Origin of the sequence: Rhizobium tibeticum (genome assembly GCF_900110205.1) — a bacterium.
Classification (GTDB): Bacteria; Pseudomonadota; Alphaproteobacteria; order Rhizobiales; family Rhizobiaceae; genus Rhizobium; species Rhizobium tibeticum.
The window spans coordinates 86933-108457 of the sequence record NZ_FOCV01000019.1; the positions used below are offsets into that span (position 1 = coordinate 86933).

22 protein-coding genes are annotated in these 21525 nt (G+C 59.3%); 15 read left to right on the forward strand and 7 right to left on the reverse strand.

Annotation, left to right across the window (positions count from 1 at the left end; genetic code table 11):
- Positions 1-72 precede the first annotated feature (72 nt).
- Both BSG20_RS20530 and BSG20_RS20535 read left to right on the forward strand, forming a co-directional pair.
- A complete protein-coding gene (locus BSG20_RS20530) occupies positions 73-1938 on the forward strand; it encodes a sensor histidine kinase (protein WP_420884121.1) in 1866 nt (621 codons plus the stop codon).
- On the forward strand, positions 1935-3299 hold the full coding sequence (locus tag BSG20_RS20535; RefSeq protein ID WP_072377879.1) for a sigma-54-dependent transcriptional regulator: 1365 nt from the start codon (positions 1935-1937) through the stop codon (positions 3297-3299). The genes BSG20_RS20530 and BSG20_RS20535 overlap by 4 nt, the downstream gene beginning before the upstream one ends.
- An 89-nt stretch (positions 3300-3388) precedes the next feature.
- Here BSG20_RS20535 and BSG20_RS20540 read toward each other — a convergent pair whose 3' ends face one another.
- A complete protein-coding gene (locus tag BSG20_RS20540) occupies positions 3389-3733 on the reverse strand; it encodes a cupin domain-containing protein (RefSeq protein WP_072377876.1) in 345 nt (114 codons plus the stop codon).
- Positions 3734-5219: 1486 nt separating this feature from the next.
- Between BSG20_RS20540 and BSG20_RS20550 the strand changes: the two genes are divergently transcribed.
- Positions 5220-5501 (forward strand): GYD domain-containing protein, encoded by a 282-nt coding sequence (locus tag BSG20_RS20550; protein WP_244551814.1) that lies wholly within the window; start codon positions 5220-5222, stop codon positions 5499-5501.
- Between the two features lie 856 nt (positions 5502-6357).
- On the opposite strand, the gene BSG20_RS20555 is transcribed toward BSG20_RS20550, so the two are convergent.
- From BSG20_RS20555 to BSG20_RS20565, 3 genes are all read right to left on the reverse strand, one after another.
- Positions 6358-7155, reverse strand: a complete 798-nt coding sequence (locus BSG20_RS20555; RefSeq protein ID WP_093041309.1) for a class I SAM-dependent methyltransferase — start codon at positions 7153-7155, stop codon at positions 6358-6360.
- An 888-nt stretch (positions 7156-8043) separates the two neighbouring features.
- Positions 8044-9327: an O-acetylhomoserine aminocarboxypropyltransferase gene (locus tag BSG20_RS20560; protein ID WP_072377864.1), complete on the reverse strand. Its 1284-nt coding sequence runs from the start codon at positions 9325-9327 to the stop codon at positions 8044-8046.
- A gap of 110 nt (positions 9328-9437) precedes the next feature.
- Positions 9438-9866 carry a CoA-binding protein gene (locus BSG20_RS20565; protein ID WP_072377872.1) on the reverse strand — a complete coding sequence of 143 codons (429 nt, stop codon included), beginning with the start codon at positions 9864-9866 and terminating at the stop codon, positions 9438-9440.
- 103 nt (positions 9867-9969) lie between these two features.
- On the opposite strand from BSG20_RS20565, the gene BSG20_RS20570 reads away from it, so the two are divergent.
- Both BSG20_RS20570 and BSG20_RS20575 read left to right on the forward strand, forming a co-directional pair.
- Positions 9970-10299, forward strand: coding sequence for a hypothetical protein (locus tag BSG20_RS20570; protein WP_072377861.1), 330 nt, complete (start codon positions 9970-9972; stop codon positions 10297-10299).
- Between the two features lie 410 nt (positions 10300-10709).
- Entirely contained in the window at positions 10710-11546 is an 837-nt protein-coding gene (locus tag BSG20_RS20575) for a DMT family transporter (protein WP_072377859.1), read from the forward strand.
- A gap of 1 nt (position 11547) precedes the next feature.
- On the opposite strand, the gene BSG20_RS20580 is transcribed toward BSG20_RS20575, so the two are convergent.
- Positions 11548-12381: an enoyl-CoA hydratase gene (locus BSG20_RS20580; protein WP_072377857.1), complete on the reverse strand. Its 834-nt coding sequence runs from the start codon at positions 12379-12381 to the stop codon at positions 11548-11550.
- A 73-nt stretch (positions 12382-12454) separates the two neighbouring features.
- On the opposite strand from BSG20_RS20580, the gene BSG20_RS20585 reads away from it, so the two are divergent.
- The 8 genes from BSG20_RS20585 to BSG20_RS20620 all read left to right on the forward strand — a co-directional run bounded on the left by BSG20_RS20585 (position 12455) and on the right by BSG20_RS20620 (position 18217).
- Positions 12455-12886, forward strand: coding sequence for a PaaI family thioesterase (locus tag BSG20_RS20585; RefSeq protein ID WP_072377855.1), 432 nt, complete (start codon positions 12455-12457; stop codon positions 12884-12886).
- Between the two features lie 223 nt (positions 12887-13109).
- Positions 13110-13574 carry a 50S ribosomal protein L13 gene (gene rplM / locus BSG20_RS20590; RefSeq protein WP_024314747.1) on the forward strand — a complete coding sequence of 155 codons (465 nt, stop codon included), beginning with the start codon at positions 13110-13112 and terminating at the stop codon, positions 13572-13574.
- Positions 13575-13576: 2 nt separating this feature from the next.
- On the forward strand, positions 13577-14044 hold the full coding sequence (rpsI, locus tag BSG20_RS20595; RefSeq protein ID WP_072377853.1) for a 30S ribosomal protein S9: 468 nt from the start codon (positions 13577-13579) through the stop codon (positions 14042-14044).
- A 137-nt stretch (positions 14045-14181) separates the two neighbouring features.
- Entirely contained in the window at positions 14182-14484 is a 303-nt protein-coding gene (locus BSG20_RS20600) for a putative quinol monooxygenase (protein WP_072377851.1), read from the forward strand.
- 92 nt (positions 14485-14576) lie between these two features.
- Positions 14577-15536, forward strand: coding sequence for an agmatinase (gene speB, locus BSG20_RS20605; RefSeq protein WP_072377849.1), 960 nt, complete (start codon positions 14577-14579; stop codon positions 15534-15536).
- A gap of 63 nt (positions 15537-15599) precedes the next feature.
- Positions 15600-16532, forward strand: coding sequence for an N-acetyl-gamma-glutamyl-phosphate reductase (gene argC, locus BSG20_RS20610; protein WP_072377847.1), 933 nt, complete (start codon positions 15600-15602; stop codon positions 16530-16532).
- A 15-nt stretch (positions 16533-16547) separates the two neighbouring features.
- Positions 16548-17339, forward strand: coding sequence for a sulfite exporter TauE/SafE family protein (locus BSG20_RS20615; protein WP_072377845.1), 792 nt, complete (start codon positions 16548-16550; stop codon positions 17337-17339).
- Positions 17340-17443: 104 nt separating this feature from the next.
- Positions 17444-18217 carry a bestrophin-like domain gene (locus BSG20_RS20620; RefSeq protein WP_072377843.1) on the forward strand — a complete coding sequence of 258 codons (774 nt, stop codon included), beginning with the start codon at positions 17444-17446 and terminating at the stop codon, positions 18215-18217.
- Positions 18218-18232: 15 nt separating this feature from the next.
- Here BSG20_RS20620 and BSG20_RS20625 read toward each other — a convergent pair whose 3' ends face one another.
- Both BSG20_RS20625 and BSG20_RS20630 read right to left on the reverse strand, forming a co-directional pair.
- Positions 18233-18640, reverse strand: coding sequence for a DoxX family protein (locus tag BSG20_RS20625; RefSeq protein ID WP_072377870.1), 408 nt, complete (start codon positions 18638-18640; stop codon positions 18233-18235).
- 156 nt (positions 18641-18796) lie between these two features.
- On the reverse strand, positions 18797-19687 hold the full coding sequence (locus tag BSG20_RS20630) for an aminoglycoside phosphotransferase family protein (protein WP_072377841.1): 891 nt from the start codon (positions 19685-19687) through the stop codon (positions 18797-18799).
- A 447-nt stretch (positions 19688-20134) separates the two neighbouring features.
- Here BSG20_RS20630 and dapA point away from each other — a divergent pair, with 447 nt between their 5' ends.
- A complete protein-coding gene (gene dapA, locus BSG20_RS20635; RefSeq protein WP_072377839.1) occupies positions 20135-21019 on the forward strand; it encodes a 4-hydroxy-tetrahydrodipicolinate synthase in 885 nt (294 codons plus the stop codon).
- Positions 21020-21161: 142 nt separating this feature from the next.
- Complete coding sequence (locus BSG20_RS20640) at positions 21162-21425, forward strand: hypothetical protein (RefSeq protein ID WP_072377837.1); 264 nt, start codon at positions 21162-21164, stop codon at positions 21423-21425.
- The last annotated feature ends 100 nt before the right edge of the window (positions 21426-21525 follow it).

Below are 21525 nucleotides of genomic sequence, written 5' to 3' on the forward strand. Positions count from 1 at the left end.
ATAGGATCGAAGACGTGCGCGCATTTTCGCACAAATTGATTTGACCTCAGTGCGAAATTACGCACACATTGCATGATGCTTCAGTCGTCATCGATGTCAGGCTTGGGCTCTTTCGACCGTGTCCGCCGTCGGGCACGGCGGGTGTGGATTCTGTTTGCCTCCGTTTCAGCCGCGCTCATCCTTGCCGCTCTGTTTGGTGCTGATGTTTATGGGCGACGCTCCGCCATTGCCGCGATTGAGGGTCAAAGCCGAACCGACGCCAACCTCAAGGTCGCACTCCTCAACGCAGTCCTGGAGAGACCTCGCGCGCTACCGCTGCTTCTTGCGGAAGACCAACAGGTTCTCGATGGCCTCTCCTCCAAAGGCAACGATGCGATCGACATATTGAACCGGAAGCTTGAGCGACTGGTCACGGGAACACAGGCCGCTGTGCTCTACGTCATCGGCCCCAATGGTATCGCCGTATCCTCGAGCAATTGGCGGGAACCGATCAGTTTCGTCGGCAACGACTACACCTTCCGCGACTACTTCCGAAAGGCGATGGAAGAAGGAACCGCCGAGCATTTTGCCCTGGGCAGTGTCAGCAAGCGCCCTGGCCTCTACATTTCCCGACGTGTGGGCAGTGCTGCTGCGCCGCTTGGCGTGGTCGTCGTGAAGCTTGAGTTCGACCGGCTTGAGAGTGACTGGCGCGACACGCATCGCCCGGTTTATGTCACGGATGATCGCGGCGTCGTTCTGATCACCAGCATTCCCTCCTGGCGCTTTATGATGAACAGGCCTGTGCCGGCGGCCGACCTTGCTGCCATACGCGACAGCCTTCAGTTCGGCGATGCGCCGCTGGCGACATTGCCAATCATGCGCCCACAGCCCATCGACGCCGAAGCATCGCTTGTTTTCGCTGTTCTTCCCGGTGGTGGCGAGGGTCAGTATCTGCGCCTCGCGACACCAGTCCCCACCACCCCATGGCATCTCGAATACCTCGTGCCCACCGACGCGCCGGTCGCGGCCTCGGTTCGTGAAATTCGGCTGATGTCCCTGGCCGTGCTTCTGCCCCTTCTCGCCATCGCAGCGCTAATTCTTTGGAGACGCCAGGCGGCTGCGACGAAGATCGCGGAAGAACAGGCCATGCGCGAAGAACTGGAGCGGCGGGTGGTTGAGCGAACAGACGATCTCAGCCGGGCACGCGACAGTCTGCAGGCCGAGATCTCCGACCATCGGGAAACGGAAGCTAGGTTGCAGATCGTCCAGCAGGAGCTAGTGCAGGCAAACCGGCTCGCAATCCTCGGCCAAGTGGCCGCAGGCGTTGCGCATGAGATCAATCAACCGGTCGCGACCATACGTGCCTACGCAGACAATGCCCGCGTCTTTCTGGAGCGCAAGCAAACCAATCCGGTCGACGAAAACCTCGAGGCGATCGCCGGCCTCACCGAAAGGATCGGCGCGATTACCGAAGAATTGAAGGCATTCGCGCGTAAGGGCCGAGTGGCGCCGGAGCCCGTGGAATTGCGCAGCGTCATTGATGGGGCTGTCGTCCTGCTGAAAAGTCGATTTGCCGGCCAGCTGGAAGCGCTCGATATTCGGCCGCCGCCCGCAGGGTTATGTGTGCTCGGCAACCGGATCCGGCTTGAGCAGATTCTGATCAACCTCTTCCAGAACGCCTTGGAAGCCCTCGATGGGCGCACCGACGCGAAGGTCGACGTCTCTGTGACCGAGACGCATGATGAGGTTGCAATTGACGTTGCCGACAACGGCCCGGGCATTTCGTCTGCCATCCTGAAGTCGCTTTTCACGCCATTCAACACATCCAAGGAACGAGGCCTAGGTCTCGGCCTCGTCATTTCCAAGGACATCGTGGCTGACTACGGGGGCCGCATCGACGTGACGAGCGGTGAAAACGGGACCTGCTTCACGGTGCATTTGCGGAAGGCCATGGAATGAGCGATGTAACGCCGATTTTCCTCGTCGATGACGACAGGGACCTGTTGCGGGCAACCAAGCAGACGCTTGAACTCGCCGGCTTTTCCGTTTCCGCCTTTTCCGACGCTGGCGAAGCGCTGGCGGCATTGAACCCGGATTTCGCAGGCGTTCTCGTTTCCGATATCCGGATGCCGCAAATCGATGGCTTGCAACTCTTCGACCGCGTGCGACAGCACGACGAGGACCTGCCGGTCATCCTGGTCACCGGCCACGGCGACATTCCGATGGCGGTGAAAGCCATGCAGGATGGCGTCTACGACTTCATCACGAAACCCTTCGCGACGGACCGGCTTATCCAAAGCGTTCGGCGCGCTGCTGAAAAGCGTCGTCTGGTCATGGAGAACAGATCTTTGCGGAAAGCGACCGAACAGGCGCGTGACGACCTGCCGCTGATCGGCCAGACACCGGCCATGGAACGGCTGCGCCACACCTTGCGGCAGATTGCCGATACCGATGTCGACGTTCTCCTGATGGGAGAAACCGGCAGTGGCAAGGAGGTGGTGGCAAGCCTGCTCCACCGCTGGAGCCGGCGCGCATCCGGGAATTTCGTCGCGCTCAACTGCGGGGCGCTGCCGGAAAGTGTGGTTGAAAGCGAGCTGTTCGGACACGAGCCGGGCGCTTTCACCGGCGCGCAGAAGAAACGCATCGGCCGTATTGAACATGCAAGCGGCGGAACGCTCTTTCTCGACGAGATTGAGAGCATGCCGCCGGCAACGCAGGTGCAGATGCTGCGCGTGCTCGAAATGCGCGAGGTCACGCCGCTCGGCACCAACGAGGTCCGACCCGTGGACCTGCGCGTTGTCGCAGCCTCCAAGATCGACCTCGGCGATCCCCGCCAGCGCGGCGACTTTCGCGAGGATCTCTATTACCGGCTTAACGTCGTGACGATCTCCATTCCGCCGCTCAAGGAGCGCCGAGACGACATTCCACTTCTTTTCGGCTACTTCGCCGAGCGCGCCGCGAGCCGCTTCAAGCGGGACGTGCCCACGATCCCCTCGTCGATTCACCGTCACCTGCGGGAACACGACTGGCCGGGCAACGTGCGCGAACTGTCACATTTTGCCGAGCGGTTTGTGCTGGGTGTCGGGCACGTCTTCGACCGTATTCCGGCAGCAGCACCGGGGGCGGATGAAGCCCTGTCCCTGCCTGACCGGCTCGAACGGTATGAGGCTCACATCATTCGCGAAGCTCTGAACGCTAACGACGGCGACGTACGTCGTACCATCGCGGACCTCGGCATCCCCAGGAAGACGTTCTACGACAAGCTCCAGCGCCACGGCATCGTCCGTAGCGATTTCGCGTCGTCTTCCGAAAGGAGTTAGGTCCTATCCAGCCTTTCGAAAGGACAAGACGGAAACGCGTCAACTGACCATCCTTGGGCACCTTGCCTCAGCCTGTTGCTGCGCTGAAATCAGAGCCGGATGACGTAGTCTTTGCGCGTAGTTTCAACCACTTCCCAGGTTCCCTTGAAGCCTGGCTTGAGGATCATTCGATCACCCGCCTGAAGATGCACGGCATCGCCGCCATCCTCCGTCACGATGGAGTAGCCCGAGAGCACACTGAAATATTCCCACTCGTCATAGATGATGCGCCACTTGCCGGGGGATGCTTCCCATATGCCGGAGTAGAGGCCGCCATCGGCCTCCTCGAGATTCCAGGTCTTGAACTGCGGTTCGCCTGCCAGCACACGGTCGGCATCCGGGGCGCCGAGCTCCGGTTCGACGCCATTGGTGTCAAAGGTCAGGTAGTTTGCCATATCGTTTTCATATGTCCTTAGCAGCAAATCGTTGCATGCGGTCGCTTGAAATCGTTAGCAATTTGTATCCAGTCGCAAAATACGTCCAGCACATTCGCAGCATACCGTTGTTCGGCTGCGAGGTGATCGCAGCATACCTATGTTCAACTTTGCAACCAGAAGAACATGCTCACCGCGGCAAATTTAGTGATGCGCTTCTCGGCTGGATCGAAACTTGTGCTCGAGTGGCTCAAAAAGCGGGGAGGACAAGAAGACAGCGTTGTCTGGCGATTTCGTCGAAAGACAGATGGCGCTTAAACAGGCTGCCTTGCCCTACGGCACCGTTGAAGCCGGCTGGTCGCCGGGGTAGATGAGAACCTGAAAGCCGGAACGCCCCCTCGCTGTCCGGCTGGGTGGGAGCATTTCACAGTCGCCTCCCGCATCAGATGCTTTGCAGCAGGCTGGCGGTCGCCGCGTCATGAGCGTAAAGGATGCTGCTGTCGGAGAACATATCTGTGGCCGCGGCAGCGTCGAGGACAAGCATCGTTGCGGTTGGCATCCCGAGGGCCCTCACCGAAGCTCAACACAACAACGACATCATACTCCTGCGTTGGGTTTGAGTAATGCGAAATTGCATCGACCCGTCCAAATCCATATGTGGATCGTCGCTATGCTGGTCTCCAAGGATTGCTCGCAGCTTGCAGGCCGGGCAACGAGCGGAGAAACGCCAATATCTCGCCTCCCTCAACATTATCTGCTCTATGTCTTTGTCGACTACTCCGGCAAACCCGCTAGTCGCAGACCTTCGATGTATTTCGCCATGAGTCTCTTATCGAGATATGGAGCACGGGCGCTGTAGCGTCCGATCGAGAAGTCCGGATTTACTTTCAAAAGTTCGGCCGCGGCCAAGCGCGCCTCCTTCGACCGTCCGAGCTGGGCATAAGTCGCTGCAAGTAGACGGTATGCGGGTCCAGGCTCCGCCATTTTCTCAAGGAGAGATAGCGCCTCCGAATAAGAGATTTGGCTGCGGCGATATCCCAAAAACACCAGTCGGGGCGGCTTGGATTGAGCCGGACGGCAACTTCTCCCATCCTGACGGCATCTTCCGCGAGGAGATCACGGTTGTTCGGAGCCAGTTCCCGAGCACGCTCATAGCAGGCCGCGGCCCGCTCAGCCTCCCCTTCCAAAGGTGGACAGTGCCGAGAGCCCAATGTGTATCAGCGTCAACCGGATTCAGCCTGAAGGCTTTGCTCAGTAGAACCGATGCGGTCTCGAGTGCAGTGTCGATCTCGACCACTTCGTGCCATTTTTTGTTTACGCAGCCACTGCGCGTCGCCGAGTTGTGCGCGACTAATCTAGCGCTCTGCAGCGGACGCTCGTCTAACACCAAGTTTTTTGAGATAGTGAGTATTCGGCAGATCACCCGATCTGCCGAATTATCGAGGGAGGATGTCCTATGCCACTTTTCGTAACAACAGGGTGCTATACAGCCACGTCAGCGAAGGGAATGCTTGACAATCCATCGAACCGCGAAAAGGCGGCCCGTGGCATCATGGAAGCAGCGGGCGGGAAACTGCATTCTTTCTACGTCACGACCGGCGAAACCGACTGGATGGCAATCACGGAATTCGACGATGGTGCTGACCTGATCCCCGCACTTCTCGTCATCGGCGCATCGGGAGCCGTATCGAATGTCAAAACCGTGCGAGCCTACACGGGCGCGGAATTCAAGGCTGCGCAAGAGAAGGCGGGCACAATCGCATCTACCTACAAGCCCCCGGCAAAATAGGCAGCCACTGGTTGAAACATCTCTGGCAGCGGATCGAACTCCGCTGCCAGAAACGATGTGTTGGCGCATTTTCCCCGACGCAGGTTCCTCCCGCCACAGTACAGTGCCGCGCTTTGGTGTTGTACTTGGCGACAATGTTCACGTGTTCGCTCGCGATAGTGACCGGCACGCCCTAGTCATAGTCGCATGTTCCGCCCGGATAGTGAGCGGATAATCGAAGCAATGCACCCTTATCGCCATCAGTCGCCCCCTGGATGTCAACTTCGGATGCGGAGAGCTGACACGCGATCCTTCTGAGCTACGCGTTAGCGACCGCCCAGTGACCAGCAGTGAGATAGCGCAGGTGGCGATGAGAGGCGGCGACGCGCGCGAAAGGAAGTATGTTTCCGCGCTCGTGAAACGTGTGCCCAAAGCCCTCCGACAGTAACGCGACGAGAGCAACGATTGATCGCTCAGGGACCACCAGGGGAACCACGCATGGGCGAGAAAGGGGTCTAAGATCGCATGATCCCTAGACCACCGGGAATAGGGCTGGATGACGGCTTTCGGGCGCTGAGCGGCCGTAGCGCTCCCCGGTTGATCGTCGCGTTCGACAGTGGTTTCACTTGGCCGTGTTTGAGTTTGGATTTTCCCCACCGAAACTGTTCGCGTTTGTACGCGACCAACGCGGTGATCAACCGCCGTCTGGGAAGGTCCGCAATGGAGGCGCTTTCCGGAAGCGATTTTATGCTATCGGCCCTGAGTCGACCTACACCGAATTGACACCAAGCGAGTCGTGGCTCGCGGCAGGTTATGGCAGCGCTATTTGAGCGGGTCTGCCGCTCGCAGCGAACTCGTCCACTTTGGCGCGATGAGGTTAAGCCATGCCTCGGACCGCAAAGGCAACGCTCGAAAATCCACGAGGACCGTCGTCGCCATCGCCGCCAAGATAGGCTGCTCTCATCGCGTCTCGAAGACGATCGCGCCTCACCGTGGGCAACGCGTCAAAAAAGGCTGCGAAGGTCCCTTGCCCGTAAACCTTCGGATGCCAGAAATCTTCGAAATTGGCATAGTTCATAGGGATCGTGAGCATCGTTTCGGCAACGCCCGTGAAGCCGGCACTCTCAAAAACCTCACGTAATTCGCCTTCGGCTGTCAGCGGCCGCCTGCCGGATGGCACACCTCTGCCGGTTGCTTCCGGCTCGAGTGCGAGGACCGTATCCCAAAACAAGCGCCAACTCGGCATGCCGCCGTAAGACCAAACTGCAGCCGCGGCGATGGCACCCGGGCGCAGAACGCGCCGCATTTCCCGCACCGCTCGATGTGCATCGGACACAAATTGGAGCACCAGCAGGGAATAGACGCCATCGAACTCCTGGTTGTCGTAAGGTAAGGCACAAACATCGCCCTGTTGTGCCCTTATCCTGACATCGGTCGTGCGCGAGCGCAGGGCTGCCACGAAGTTTTCCTCGAAATCCAGGGCTTCGATGGCGTCCAACTCGGGGAAAGCCGCCAAGGCCAGGGTCAGGCTGCCGGTCCCACATCCCGCGTCGAGGACGCGACCGCGGGATGGCACGCCGGAAAAATTGAGGAATGGTGCGGCCAGCCGCTGGCTCCAGCGCCCCATGCTGGCTTCATAAGCCTTCGCACCTTTGGCGACGAAGTTGGATGGCATATGCTCCCTGACGTCTCCCGATCCCTCTTAGTGAGGCGCCTCTATCGCTGCACGACTATAGCGCATGCGTCGGGACAGTCCATCTTCGCGGAGATTGGCAACTGTTCAATTGCCAGGAGGTTTGCTGTCCCTCTCCGCAAAAATCTTGCCACCACAGCAAAGAGCGAAAACAGCAAGTTGGTGGAGTGGACGCTTTGCGCGTTGAGTGGCGGCCCTGATGATCGCTCGTGGCGCAAAGATGACCACCAGAGCAACCCACTCAACTCTCGGGTTTCCGGCTCCCACGGTACGCAGGCCCGTGCCGCGGTTCGCTTGTGGCGGCGTCTTCAATTCCTGGCGCGTCCAGAATGATATCCTCATGACCGCCTGAGTGGATAGCTCGGAAGACGTTCCCGCTCTCTTTAATACGACCCCGCGCGCCGAACGGACCCTGCCGATGCCGGACCGACCTGATGGCAAGCAATGCGGGACATCAGGTTGGCGTCTGTTACTACAATACGCGATGGGGTCTCCATAAAGCACCGATGTAGTTTACATGGCGGCTGCACGGCTGGGTGCTCAGGGATTCGGCACCCCATTCTTCCTGCGCAACGAGTTCTTCTATTTTTCCGGCTGCTTTTGGGGGCTATTGGGGCGCGGGCGTCGGACAGGATTGGGTTTCCGCAGGTCGCCTTTTGGCTGGCTGGCCGAGCCTGATTGGTCGCTAGGAGTTAACAAAACGCCTCCAAGCACAACCAAGAAAATTTTTTAGGAGGCTGCTTTTTTAATGGTTCGGCCGCCGAAACTGCCCTGTTTTCAGGGGTTTTGCGGCGGCCGACTCAATACAACCTGTTCAAAAAAGTTGTCAAAGGAACTGACTTAGGTGTCAAAGGTATGTGACGAACCACATCATATTTTCGCCAGCGATTGCTCGAGATCGGCGATGATATCCTTTACATCCTCGATGCCGACCGAAAGTCGAACGACATCGGGACCAGCACCGGCGGCGATCCTTTGCTCGTCCGTCAATTGGCGGTGCGTGGTCGACGCCGGATGGATCACGAGCGAGCGGGTATCGCCGATGTTGGCGAGATGCGAGAACAGCTCCAATCCCTCGACCAGCGTCTTGCCGGCCTCATAACCGCCCTTGACGCCGAAGGTGAACACGGAGCCGGCGCCCTTCGGCGAGTAGCGCTGCTGCAGCGCATGGTTCGGATCGTCGTCGAGGCCGGAATAATTCACCCAGGCGATCTTGCTGTGTGCCTTCAACCACTTTGCGACAGCGATCGCGTTGTCGCTGTGGCGCTGCATGCGCAGCGGCAATGTCTCGATGCCCGTCAGGATCAGGAACGCATTGAAAGGCGAGATGGCCGGACCGAGATCGCGCAGACCGAGTACGCGGCAAGCGATGGCGAATGCGAAATTGCCGAAGGTCGAGTGCAAGACCACGCCATTATACTCCGGCCGCGGGGCGGAGAGCATCGGGTAGTTACCGGACTTCGACCAATCGAAGGTCCCGCCGTCGACGATCATGCCGCCCATGGAATTGCCATGGCCGCCGAGAAATTTCGTCAGCGAATGCACGACGATATCGGCACCGTGTTCGATCGGCCGAATAAGATAGGGGCTGGCCATGGTGTTATCGACGATCAGCGGCAGGCCATGCCTGTGCGCCACCGCGGCGATCGCTGCGATGTCGACGAAGGTGCCGCCCGGATTGGCGAGGCTTTCGATGAAGATCGCACGCGTCTTGTCATCGATCTGGCTTTCGAAGCTTGCCGGATCTGCGGAATCGCCCCAGCGAACCTCCCAGCCAAAATTATTGAAGGCATGGCCGAACTGGTTGATCGAGCCGCCATAGAGCCGCTTCGCGGCAACGAAGTTCTCGCCCGGGCGCATGAGCGTGTGGAAGACGATCACCTGCGCCGCGTGGCCGGACGCAACGGCGAGCGCCGCAGTGCCGCCTTCGAGCGCCGCGACGCGCTCTTCGAGCACGGCCTGGGTCGGGTTCATGATACGGGTGTAGATGTTGCCGAACTGCTGCAGACCGAAAAGGGCGGCCGCATGATCCGAATCGTTGAAGACGTAAGCCGTCGTCTGGTAGATCGGCGTCGCGCGTGCGCCGGTCGCGGGGTCCGGCTGCGCCCCCGCATGGATTGCCAACGTATTGAAACCCGGACCGTTATTGGCCATGAAGCCCTCCCATTCAGCTTGATCGAATGGCGGCGAGCATAGCCGACGATCGCGAAAAGTTAATCGCGTTCCATTTCAACCCAGGCACGTTATTTGAAAAATCCAACCCTTCAGCCGATCAGGCGTGGATACTCGATGGCCGGGCAGCGATCCATGACCACCTTGATGCCGGCCGCCTCGGCTCTTGCGGCTGCCGCATGATCACGCACGCCAAGCTGCGCCCATATCACCTTCGGTTGCGGGTTCATCGCCAATGCCTCATCGACAACACCGGATAGATATTCCGAAGCCCGGAAGACCTCGACCATGTCTACGGGTCCAGGCACATCGGCGAGCCGGGCGTAAACCGTTTGGCTCTGGATCTGCCTGCCTGCCTGGCCCGGATTCACAGGGATGACGTTGTACCCCCGTGACAGCAGATAGCCCATCACGCCATTGCTCGGCCGAGCGGGATTCGGCGAAGCGCCAGTCAGGGCAATCGTCTTCACGGAACGCAAAATATCGAGGATGTAGTCATCCTCATATTTATCGTGATTCAAGGGCTTCGCCTCCAAGAACAATCGCGTTTATTTCGCGCTTCGTTGAAACCGGCAGGTGGTTTCCGCGTATATAGGAATTAGGACGCCGACGGAGGATGGTCCCATGAAAAAATTGGTTGTTGTGGTCGCCTTTGTCATGGTCGCCTCCCCGGCGCTTGCCATTTCGCGATACAATTCGCTCACGATAAGCTGCCAGGCAGCGCGCGCAGCGATCCACAATGAAGGCGCCGTGATTTTGCGGTATCCATCGAAGCGGGTGCCCGGCATGACACTGTTCGGCCGCTACATTCGTAACAGCAATTATTGCGACGCCAACAAATACGCCGAATGGACGACCATCCCGACAAAGGACAATCCGAGGTGCCGTGTCCTGAATTGCCAGAATATCGACAACCTCGAGGGGATGTTTATCATCCCCTATTACTCGCTGTAAAAGTCGGCTCTTGCTATACTAAATCGCGATGCGTGAGCCTTGTTGGCACAAGTGCGCGCTCCACGAAGATCGGGTTGATCGAAGGATTTCGTGATGGCTTTGTCACACTCCTGTAAAATTAGAGGCGACACACCCGCATCCGACGCCAGAGTTCTATGTATATCCTGTGTATGTTCACATATGTTCTTGCGTATGTTAGCAACGCCTCATAGTTGAATAAGTGAGCGCCAAATAAACACTTCTGGTGTACGTTCCTCTTTTTATCGGGCTGGGAAAAGGCAGCTTCCGGTTGTCTGACACACAAGAGAACCGAAGCGCCCTCCCTCGCTTCATCAAACGGGATTGCTTTTTACCGACAGGGGCGTAACAAGCAATTCTCAGTTGCTGTTTTCACACCATTCGGTGGTCTTTTGCCGCTCCACGTCATTTTGCTCGTCCTGTTTGGTGCTCTGCTGCACGCGACATGGAACGCCATGATCAAGGCGGGCACGGACAAGTCGCTGGATGCCAGCCTGATATCGGCGGGCGGCGCCGTTTGCGCCCTTCCCTTCCTGATGTTCCTGCCATTGCCGAACTCGGCGGCGTGGCTTTTCATCGGCGCTTCGGCCGTGCTGCAGTTCGTGTATTTCCAGCTTGTTGCCGGCGCTTATCGTGCAGGCGATATCGGCCTCGTCTATCCGTTGATGCGCGGGTGCGCGCCGCTCCTGATTGCCGCCACCAGCGGCTTCGTTCTGAATGAGAAACTGTCGACGGGCGCTCTCATCGGCACGATCACCATCTGCGCCGGTATCCTGACGCTGGCTTTCGAAGCACGAAAAGGCAGCGGGCACGCGATCAGGCTGGCGCTCGCCAATGCGTGTGTCATTGCGACCTACACCTATGTGGACGGCATCGGCGCCCGCCTCTCTGGCAATGCGGTGTCATATACCCTGTGGATGTCGCTGCTGCCGCCCGTGCTGCTCTTCGCCTGGGCGATTTCCAACAGGGGTGCCGTCGCAGTCGCAATGCATGTCCGCTACAACTGGTGGCGTGGCCTGATCGGTGGCGGCGGATCGATTGCGTCCTACGGCCTCGCGCTCTGGGCAATGACCAAGGCGCCCGTCGCAACCGTTGCAGCGCTGCGCGAGACGTCGATTCTCTTCGCCCTGCTGATTTCCGTCATCGTGCTGAAGGAAAGGGCGAGTCCCTGGCGCTATCTCGCCGGCGCAATCATCGCGCTCGGTGGGCTGATCCTGAAACGCGGCTAAGCTATTCGCCCGTCCACTGCGGCATGCGCTTGGAAAGGAAGGCTCCGATTCCCTCTTCGGCATCGGCCGTCAGCATATTGTCGACCATGACTTGCGCGGCGTAGCCGTAAGCGTCCTCGATCGGCATTTCGAGCTGGCGATAGAATGCCTCCTTGCCGACCTTCAGCGTCAGCGGCGATTTGCTTGCAATGACGGCCGCATATTTGGTGACGACCTGCGTCAGATACTGCTTCGGCACGATGCGGTTCACGAGGCCGAAATCCTTGGCGGTAGAGGCATCGATCGTCTCGCCGGTGAGCAGCATCTCCATCGCCTGCTTGCGATGTGCTGCCCGCGAGACCGCCACCATCGGTGTCGAGCAGAACAGGCCGATATTGACGCCCGGCGTGCAGAAGGTCGCCGTATCGGTGCAGATCGCGAGGTCGCAGGAAGCGACCAACTGGCAGCCGGCGGCGGTTGCAAGGCCGTCGATCTCGGCAATGACAGGCTTCGGCAGGCGCGTGATCTCCAGCATGAGATCAGCTGCCAATGCGAAGGTTTCTTCGAAGAATGCCTCGCCTCCATCGTCATCGGCGCGATGCGCGGTCAACTCCTTGAGATCGTGACCTGCGGAAAAGACATTGCCCGTCGACGCGATGATGACCACGCGAACAGCAGCGTCTTCTGCGACGCTTTGGAGTTCACCAATCAGGGTCTCCATGACGGCGATCGACAGTGCATTTGCGGGCGGATTGCTGAGCGTCAGCCGCAGCACGCCGTCGCTCAACTGCGGAATGACGAGCGCGCCATCGCCGGCTTTGCTCGGGTCCTTTCGAAAGGATACGACTTCGGCCATGGTCTAACTCCCTGCATTGCTTTTTCGTGCTAATTGTTCTGCCACAGGCGACAAGCAATTTCGAGGCAAAGTCATGCAGCCGATCATGACGATCGACGAGCTCCACCGTTTTTTGGATACGGACTTTCCGCAGATCCACACGGATGGGCGCGCGCTCACGATTACCGAGATCGGACCCGGCAGCGTCTCGATGCGGCTCGACCCGAGCGAGAGGCATTTGCGACCCGGCGGCACCGTGTCCGGCCCGGCCCTCTTCACTTTGGCGGACGTGACGGCCTATGCGGCAGTCCTGGCGCATATCGGCCCGGTCGCGCTGGCGGTTACCACCAATCTCAGCATCAATTTCCTGCGCCTGCCGAAGCCGAGGCCAACGACCTGCACCTGCCGTGTTCTCAAGCTTGGTAAGCGCCTCGCCGTCATCGACGCATCAATTTTCCAGGAGAATGCAGATGAGTTGATCGCCCATGCAACCGCGACTTACTCCATTCCTCCGCGAGAAATATGAGGTATCAAAATACCACACAACTAAACTACTGATTTTGCTCGTACATTTTTATCCGTCGCCGACCTGAGAATATTGACCGCGGTCCGCTTTGCCTCTATACACACCGCCAGAAATGCAGCCTTTCCGGGCTGCTTTCTTTTTGGTGTGTCTTCGGACAGCCAAACCAAGCAACAAGAAACGCCCTCTCGCCTTCGGGCCGAGGGATCAAAAGAGAGTAACAACTATGGCAACCTTCTCCCAGAAGCCTGCAGAGGTGGAGAAGAAGTGGGTCATCATCGACGCCGAAGGGCTTGTCGTTGGTCGTCTCGCTTCTGTTATCGCTATGCGTCTGCGTGGCAAGCACAAGGCTACCTTCACGCCTCACGTTGACGACGGCGACAATGTCATTGTCATCAACGCCGACAAGGTCGTCTTCACCGGCAAGAAGTATTCCGACAAGGTTTACTACTGGCACACCGGTTTTGCCGGCGGCATCAAGGAGCGTACCGCTCGCCAGATCATCGAAGGTCGCTTCCCGGAGCGCGTTCTCGAGAAGGCTGTTGAGCGCATGGTTCCGCGTGGCCCGCTCGGTCGTCGCCAGATGAAGAACCTCCGCGTTTACGCTGGTTCCAACCATCCTCATGAAGCCCAGCAGCCTGTCGCTCTCGACGTGGCCAAGCTGAACAAAAAGAATGTAAGGAGCGCCTAAGAATGGCTGACCTCTCCTCCCTGAAGGATCTCGGCACGTCCGAAGCAGCGACTGCTCCGGTTCACGTCCGTAAGGTCGATTCGCTTGGCCGTTCCTACGCGACCGGCAAACGCAAGAACGCCGTTGCCCGCGTTTGGCTCAAGCCGGGTTCCGGCAAGATCATCGTCAACGGCAAGGAATTCGCGGAATACTTCGCGCGGCCGGTTCTGCAGATGATTCTGCGTCAGCCGATCGTCGCTGCTGCCCGTGACGGCCAGTTCGACATCATTGCAACGGTTGCAGGCGGCGGTCTTTCCGGCCAGGCCGGTGCCGTTCGTCACGGTCTTTCCAAGGCCCTCACCTACTTCGAGCCGGGCCTGCGCGCGGTCCTGAAGAAGGGCGGCTTCCTGACCCGCGACAGCCGCGTTGTTGAACGTAAGAAGTACGGTAAGGCCAAGGCCCGCCGTTCGTTCCAGTTCTCGAAGCGTTAATCGCTACTGGACTAGGGAATTGCGAAGGCCGGGCTCTTGCCCGGCCTTTTCTTTTGGCGAGCGCTTGAAGTGGCCACGTTCCCTTGCCAGTTCTACCGCATTCCACGCGCTTCACGCGCAGGCCAAGGGAGGCAGGAATGACCAAGCAAGCAATCTATGTAGAACTGAAAGCAAGGTCCGGCAAGGAAGACGAAGTGGCCACGTTCTTGAAAAGCGCCCAGGCTCTTGTCGCGCAGGAACCGGGCACGGTGACATGGTTTGCCGTTCGCTATGACCAGAGGACATTCGCCATCTTCGATGCCTTCGATGACGAGGCCGGCCGACAGGCGCATTTGAAGGGCAAGGTGGCCGCGGCGCTGATGGCCCGAGCAGAGGAGCTGCTTTCCGAGGCTCCGCAGCTGAGGACTCCCGACGTGCTGGCGGACAAGCTGCCGGGCTAATCCAGGCTTGGCCGAGCGACCAGCTTTGCCCATTCGGTTTGAGATTCGTTTCTGATAGGCATAGCGGACAAAACACCCTCGAGGAGCATTTCTTGGCCAACAAGTCGATCGATCATGCTTTTACGGCAACGAACCTGACCTCGGCAGCCAGCGACCCGACCTTTGCCGGCGCGCTGTCGTTCATGCGACGCCGTTTCACCAAGGACCTGACCGGCGTGGACGCCGTGGTCTGGGGTATTCCCTTCGATGCCGCGACCTCCAATCGGCCTGGGACGCGATTCGGGCCGCAGGCGATACGGCGTGCGTCGGCGATCTTCGACAACGACCCGCAGTATCCTTTCAATCGCGATCTTTTTGCCGAGATGGCCGTAATCGACTACGGCGACTGCCTGCTCGACTACGGCAATCACCACGAGACGCCGGATGCAATAGAAAGGCAGTCCAAGACCATTGTCGACAGTGGCGCCTTCATGCTGACCCTTGGCGGCGACCATTTCGTTACCTGGCCCATCCTCAAGGCCCATGCCGCTAAACACGGGCCGCTGGCACTCGTCCAGTTCGACGCGCATCAGGACACCTGGTTCGACGACAACAGGCGGATCGACCACGGCTCATTCGTGGCAAGGGCTGTGCGCGATGGCATCATCGATCCAGATCGCTCTATCCAGATCGGCATCCGCACCCATGCGCCCGAGGATTTCGGCATTCATATTCTCTATGGTCATCAACTTGAGGAGATGAGCGCCGGCGACGTCGCCTCGACGATCATCTCGCATACGCGTGGCGCGCCAGCCTATTTAACCTTCGATATCGATTGCCTCGACCCCGCCTATGCGCCCGGCACCGGTACCCCCGTATCGGGCGGTCCTTCGAGCGCCAAGATCCTCTCCGTGCTGCAGCGTCTGCACCAGCTGGATATCAGGGGCGCCGACGTCGTCGAGATCTCGCCGCCTTACGACCATGCTGACATCACCGCCATTGCGGGGGCGACGGTCGCAATGTATATGCTGGGGCTGCATGCCGAGCGCCGCGCCAGCGCGTCACACGGCTGACTCATCCTTCTTGCAAAATGATTCCGGACTTCTTTCTAACCTATTGAAAGTGTGAGCAAGACAATGGCACCGAAGATCTTCATCGATGGCGAACACGGCACGACGGGCTTGCAGATCCGCACGCGCATGGCCGGCCGTCGCGATGTCGAGCTTTTGTCCATCCCGGAAGCTGAGCGTCGCAACGCCGCGATGCGCGAGGATATGCTGAACGGCGCAGATATCGCCATCCTCTGCCTGCCTGACGACGCTTCGAAGGAAGCGGTGCAGATGGTCTCGGGCAACAACAACGTGCGGGTGATCGACACCTCCACGGCGTTCCGTGTCAATCCCTCCTGGGCCTACGGCTTTGCGGAAATGGACAAGGAACAGGCAGACAAGATCAAGTCGGCACGCTTCGTCGCCAATCCGGGCTGCTACCCGACCGGTGCGATCGGCCTCCTTCGGCCGCTGCGCACTGCCGGCATCCTGCCCGACGGCTATCCGGTCACGGTCAATGCAGTCTCCGGCTATACCGGCGGCGGCAAGCAGATGATTGCGCAGATCGAAGACCAGAACCGCGACGATGCGATCGCCGCACCGCACTTCCTCTACGGCCTGACGCTGACGCACAAGCACGTCCCCGAGATGAAGATCCACGGCCTGCTGGATCGCGCGCCGATCTTCTCCCCGTCAGTCGGCAAGTTCCCGCAGGGCATGATCGTTCAGGTGCCACTGCATCTCGATGATCTGGCGGAAGGCACGACGCTTGAAAGCATCCATGCTGCTCTTGTGGCCCACTATGCGGGTCAGGAGATCGTGACGGTTGTGCCGCTGGAAGAAAGCCGCAAACTCCCGCGCATCGATGCTGTCGAGCTTGCTGGCAAGGACACGATGAAGCTCTTCGTGTTTGGCACGCCAGGCGCGTCGCAGATCAATCTTGTTGCGCTGCTCGACAACCTTGGCAAGGGTGCTTCGGGGGCCGCTGTCCAGAACATGGACCTGATGCTCGCCTCGTAGTCCCGGAACCGATCGGTGTCGCTTGACACGCTGCTGGTGAACACGAGCGCGTGGTTTGTCGCCGCCTTGCCGGATCACGGCATTCTGTCACTCGTCGCCATCGCCTTCATTGCGGGACTGGCACGCGGCTTCTCCGGATTTGGAGCTGCGCTGATCTTCATTCCGCTTGGCGGCGCAATCATCGGTCCGAAGCTGATTTCGCCCGTCCTGCTTGTCATCGATGGTCTTGCGACGATCGGCATGATTCCGCCGGCCTGGCGCAGCGCCAACCGCCGCGAAGTCTTCACCATGGCTGCGGGCGCGGTACTTGGGGTGCCCGCCGGTACAGCAGCCCTGGCGTTGGTGGATCCGCTGACGTTGCGCTGGGCGATCACGGCGATTGCCATTTGCCTGCTTGCATTGCTTGTTTCCGGGTGGCGGTACCATGGCGAACCGCGAACATCGCTTACCTCCATGACAGGTCTCGTTGCCGGCCTCTTCAGCGGCGCTGCCCAGCTTGGTGGACCGCCGGTCGTTGCCTATTGGCTCGGCGGCAAGACCAATTTTGCGCGGGTGCGAGCAAACGTCATTCTCTATTTCGCGATCTCGACCTGCTTTAGCGTCGTCAGTTACTATTTCGGTGGGCTCTTCGTTCAAGCCGTCTTCGCTCTGACGATCGTGATTCTGCCGAGTTACGCCATCGGCCTGTACGTCGGCTCGAAGCTGTTCGGGCTTGCCAAGGAGAGCACGTTCCGAACGATCTGCTATCTGCTGATCGCAGCCTCCGCCATCATGGGAATGCCGGCGCTCGACGGGATCCTCCGCTGAGCATATTGCTTCGTCAAATTGCTGAATGAAGCACCGAGCAACCGTCGTTGATCAATTTTTGCCAGCCGCCTAAAGTCATGGGTGACCTTTGGGGGGAGCGCGGCATGAATGCAGTCGTCCTGTTCGGTATTGCCTTTGTCGGCGGTACGATCGTCGTAACTCTCGTTTTCTATTTTCTGATGCGCCTGATCATGGGCAGCGATCCGACCGGCAAAGACAGGGAACTTGCCGGTGCCATCGTCATGCGGATCTCGTCACTGCACGCACTCATCCTGGCCCTCGTCTTCGCTCAAGAGATGATCGAGTATCAGCAGCTAAAATTTGAGAGTGTCACGGAAGCGAACGCGATCGCGGACGTCTATTTCGATGCGGATCGCTACGGCGCCAGCGAGAAGGCCCCCATCCAGCAAGCGCTCTTCGAGTATGTGCAGATCGTCGTCGACGAGGAGTGGCGCCTGCTCGGAACCACTGGGCAACTATCTCCCGCGGCGTGGAACAAGTGGGATAACGTCTATCAGCGGGTGCTCGACCTGACGCCAACGAATGCGCGCCAACAGAGCATTCGCGAGCACATGCTCAGCGATGTGCACCGCATCGCCGAGGCCCGAGACAAACGGGAAAACAGCGGCACCGATTCCATTAGCATCATCTTCTGGTTCGCGGCGGTTTCAGGCGTCGTGTTCATGGCGCTCGGCTACTACCCCTATCCGCCGGATCCGCGAAACCTACTTCTACTTTCGGTGCTCGGCGCCTTCACCGGTATCATACTCTTCTTCATCTACGCATTCTCCGATCCCTACAATCCGCCGGCCACGCTGAAGCCGACAGCGTTCGAACGCCTGCTCGATGAATTGGCGACGCCTCCGGCCTCCGGATAGTGTGACCGTCCGTGCCTATCGCGCCATCAATGGCGAGCGCGCCTTCACGACCAGCGCGTTTCCCGGACCGTGCACGGCTGCGAAAAGCAGGCCGGCGAGGAAGGTGAAGTGATCGACGAAGAAGCCGAACTCCGCCTGATTGCCGCTCCAGCGGCTGGGGCCATGGAACGCAAAGGCCAGGAAGACCACGTAGATGCCGGCCAGGAGCGAGGCTTCTGAAAAGAAGGCCCCCGTCAGGAATGCCAGGGCCAGGGCAAGTTCGAAGATTGCCGCTATCCAGGCGAGGAAGAGCGGGACTGGAAAGCCTGACGCGGCGATATAGCTTGCGGTGGACGGAATATCCATGAACTTGAAGCTCATGGCCATCGCGAAAACGGCGCCAAAGATCAATCGCGCCAGCAGAATTGCAATCGTCTTGCTCATCTCATCTCTCCTCGACCCGAAGCCGTTCAGCGTCATTGTCCAGACTTCCAGCTTCCCCGCACCTGCGATTGCGAAGCCTTCGCCCAAAGGACGCAGCTGCATCCTCCCTCCCGACATGCAGTCGCCATTATTTTCGACTGCGCGATCCCGAGGGTCTCAGGCCCAAGCCAAATGATCGGCCAGCACGCCGTCTATGACCTGCCACGACCTCTTGACGTCTACGGGATTTGCGCCTGTCATGCCGGCAACGACTATCAGCGACTTCCACAGCGTCCATCCGCGGCCTCGCGCCCACGTTCCCGCGTCCAGCGGGCGTGCCTTGCGAAAGACCTCGCGGCTCTCCCCCTCGAAAAGGTGCCAGGTGATTGCGAGATCACAGGCAGGGTCGCCAACGCCCGACGTCCCGAAATCGATGACGGCATCGAGCCGACCGTTTCTGACCAGAAGATTGCCGTAGGCGATGTCACCGTGGAACCAGACGGGTACACCTTGCCACGAAGTCGAAAGAGCTGCGTCCCAGACCTGCGTGGCCAGTCGCGTGTCGATCCGGCCATCCAGCCGCACAAGCGCCTCGTGCGTTTGCGCGTCGTAGACTTTCAGTGAACCGCCGCGAAAGAAATTGTGCGAGCCAGGCGGAGGTCCTCCCGTGGCGTCTGCTGCCTGCAACGCATCGAGGAAGCCAGCCAGGGTCGTGGCGAACTCGCAGAGATCGTCGATGCGCTCCGCCAGGGCCGTCTCACCGTCACGCCACTCGTAGATGGACCACGGCCAGGGATAGCTTTCGTCCGGCCTTCCCATCGCCAGCGGTACGGGTATGGGCAATGGCAGCTGCTGCGCAAGGATCGGGAGCCACTGCTGCTCCTTGGCAACCTGATCGGCATAGTGAGCTGCGCTGGGCAGCCGAACCGTCATCCCGGCGCCGAGGTGGAATGTCCTGTTGTCCCATCCGCCGAAATCAACGGGTCTGATGGGCAGGGCCGACCACTCGGGAAATTGCGTGGCAATCAGCCGACGCACGAGCGCGGTATCGATAACTGGGTCATCCATTGTCCTGACATTCCTCCCGGATAAGGGGATCTATTGTTCGCGTTTCGGCGACGAGATCAACCCTGGGTTCGCTTCGGCCCCTCGGACGTTGATTCAAGTTCCTAAGAGGATGATTCGGGATTTTCTAATAACCATCTGCAATTTCAGAAATTTTCTCCGGAGTGAATGCCTTCGGCAGGTCCGCTCCTTTATGAGATTTCTATATCTGCGCACCTACCCAGGAATGGAATTCCTACCGTGAACGGCGTTAGCCTTTCCCATGAAATGCGAAGGTTGAAAGCCATGCGAGACTTCATGCTGTCGAACGCTCCTCTCACCCGCCCGCGCCGCCCGGCACCGAAAAGGCAGATGCGCGAACGACGTACGGCCCAGGCGCTCATCCTGTTCGGCATCGTGCTTGCCGTGGTCGAACTCTACGTCATTCTCGGTGGACTTTGAGCCACAGGGATGCCCGCAGACAGAGCATTGCGCCTCGGCGCCACGACGACTGCGCTCATAACGCCGTTTCGGGACGGACCACTCGATCTTTCCAAAATGGAGCAACTGGCTGAGCGGCAGATCCGCGGCGGTGTTGACGGCCTTGCCGTCTGCACGCTGACTGGTGAGGGACCGAACCTCACCAGGAGCGAGCGCGCCGCAGTTATCCTTACTTGTGTTCGCGTCGCCGGTGGTCGTGTCCCCGTGATTGCCGCAACCGGCACGAATGCGACGGCAAGCACGATCGCCTTGACGCGCGATGCCGAAGAGTTGGGAGCGAGCGCAGCCCTTGTGACGCTGCCCTACTATTCGAAACCTAGCCAAAAGGGGATTGCCGGTCACTTCGCTCAGCTTGCGGCCGCGACGCACCTTCCCCTGATCGTTGAAAACCACCCGCTGCGCACGGCAATCGACTTGACCTTGCCTACACTCGCGGCCCTTGCCGATATCCCGTCAATCGTCGGCATGCTCCTTGCCGACGGCAACACCGCTGCACGGGCCATGCCTTCGGACTTATGCCAGCGCTTCCTACGGCTTTCCGATCGGGACGCAACGGCGCTGCCGTTTCTGAGCACCGGTGGCCGCGGCATCATCTCGGCTGCGGCGAACGTATGCCCGCGTTTGTATGGATCGCTGCAGCAGGCGGCGCGCGGCGGCAACCTCTCGGCGGCGCGCCTGCTTGAGGACAGGCTGGCTCCGCTGACGGCCGCGTTGGGTGTTGAGGTCGATCCCGCGGCGATTAAGCACGCGTTACAGACTTTGCAGCAGATCGATCCGGAGGTCCGTCTGCCTCTTCTGGCTCTTGACGACGATGGGAAACAGTCGGTATCGCAAGCGCTGACGTGCCTCTCCTAGATCCAAAAAATCGCTATATCTATATGATATTTTTATATTTTCTCTAGATCCAACCAATGGAAGGTCAATGTCATTGCCACTAGCTTCATGAACGTCGCAACTGCCTGTTCCCAAGGCGGAACACGATTCGAAAGGAAAATCGATGCCCTCTCTTCAATATGCTTCGGCAATCGACCCCCTCCAACACCAGGACTCAGCGCGCTTTATCATCGGCAAGGATCGAAACGGCAGCTGGGTCGTACAAGACCGGAAGGGGCTCGTGGGAGGCGTATTCATCAGCGAGCAGGCCGCGCGCCATTTTGCGGCCGACGAGTGCGATCATCATCCCGAGCAGATTTGCCGCGCAGCCGAGGAGGTTATCCTGCGGTTCAGCGCGCTCGACCGCGGCGACAACGACACCTACTAATTTGATACGAGTGGCGGCAGGTCGCCAGGTCCGCCGCACATGGCGAACGCTTCCTTAACTGGAATGGGCTATGGTGTTGGCAGAGACGAGCCACGCCATA

What these genes read in the sequence shown, in the direction of transcription:
- BSG20_RS20530 (WP_420884121.1), top strand. Translation starts at nt 73, where the DNA reads ATGATGCTTCAGTCGTCATCGATGTCAGGCTTGGGCTCTTTCGACCGT.
- BSG20_RS20535 (WP_072377879.1), top strand. Translation starts at nt 1,935, where the DNA reads ATGAGCGATGTAACGCCGATTTTCCTCGTCGATGACGACAGGGACCTG.
- BSG20_RS20540 (WP_072377876.1), bottom strand. Translation starts at nt 3,733, where the DNA reads ATGGCAAACTACCTGACCTTTGACACCAATGGCGTCGAACCGGAGCTC.
- BSG20_RS20550 (WP_244551814.1), top strand. Translation starts at nt 5,220, where the DNA reads ATGCTTGACAATCCATCGAACCGCGAAAAGGCGGCCCGTGGCATCATG.
- BSG20_RS20555 (WP_093041309.1), bottom strand. Translation starts at nt 7,155, where the DNA reads ATGCCATCCAACTTCGTCGCCAAAGGTGCGAAGGCTTATGAAGCCAGC.
- BSG20_RS20560 (WP_072377864.1), bottom strand. Translation starts at nt 9,327, where the DNA reads ATGGCCAATAACGGTCCGGGTTTCAATACGTTGGCAATCCATGCGGGG.
- BSG20_RS20570 (WP_072377861.1), top strand. Translation starts at nt 9,970, where the DNA reads ATGAAAAAATTGGTTGTTGTGGTCGCCTTTGTCATGGTCGCCTCCCCG.
- BSG20_RS20580 (WP_072377857.1), bottom strand. Translation starts at nt 12,381, where the DNA reads ATGGCCGAAGTCGTATCCTTTCGAAAGGACCCGAGCAAAGCCGGCGAT.
- BSG20_RS20585 (WP_072377855.1), top strand. Translation starts at nt 12,455, where the DNA reads ATGCAGCCGATCATGACGATCGACGAGCTCCACCGTTTTTTGGATACG.
- rplM (WP_024314747.1), top strand. Translation starts at nt 13,110, where the DNA reads ATGGCAACCTTCTCCCAGAAGCCTGCAGAGGTGGAGAAGAAGTGGGTC.
- rpsI (WP_072377853.1), top strand. Translation starts at nt 13,577, where the DNA reads ATGGCTGACCTCTCCTCCCTGAAGGATCTCGGCACGTCCGAAGCAGCG.
- BSG20_RS20600 (WP_072377851.1), top strand. Translation starts at nt 14,182, where the DNA reads ATGACCAAGCAAGCAATCTATGTAGAACTGAAAGCAAGGTCCGGCAAG.
- argC (WP_072377847.1), top strand. Translation starts at nt 15,600, where the DNA reads ATGGCACCGAAGATCTTCATCGATGGCGAACACGGCACGACGGGCTTG.
- BSG20_RS20620 (WP_072377843.1), top strand. Translation starts at nt 17,444, where the DNA reads ATGAATGCAGTCGTCCTGTTCGGTATTGCCTTTGTCGGCGGTACGATC.
- BSG20_RS20625 (WP_072377870.1), bottom strand. Translation starts at nt 18,640, where the DNA reads ATGAGCAAGACGATTGCAATTCTGCTGGCGCGATTGATCTTTGGCGCC.
- BSG20_RS20630 (WP_072377841.1), bottom strand. Translation starts at nt 19,687, where the DNA reads ATGGATGACCCAGTTATCGATACCGCGCTCGTGCGTCGGCTGATTGCC.
- dapA (WP_072377839.1), top strand. Translation starts at nt 20,135, where the DNA reads ATGCCCGCAGACAGAGCATTGCGCCTCGGCGCCACGACGACTGCGCTC.
- BSG20_RS20640 (WP_072377837.1), top strand. Translation starts at nt 21,162, where the DNA reads ATGCCCTCTCTTCAATATGCTTCGGCAATCGACCCCCTCCAACACCAG.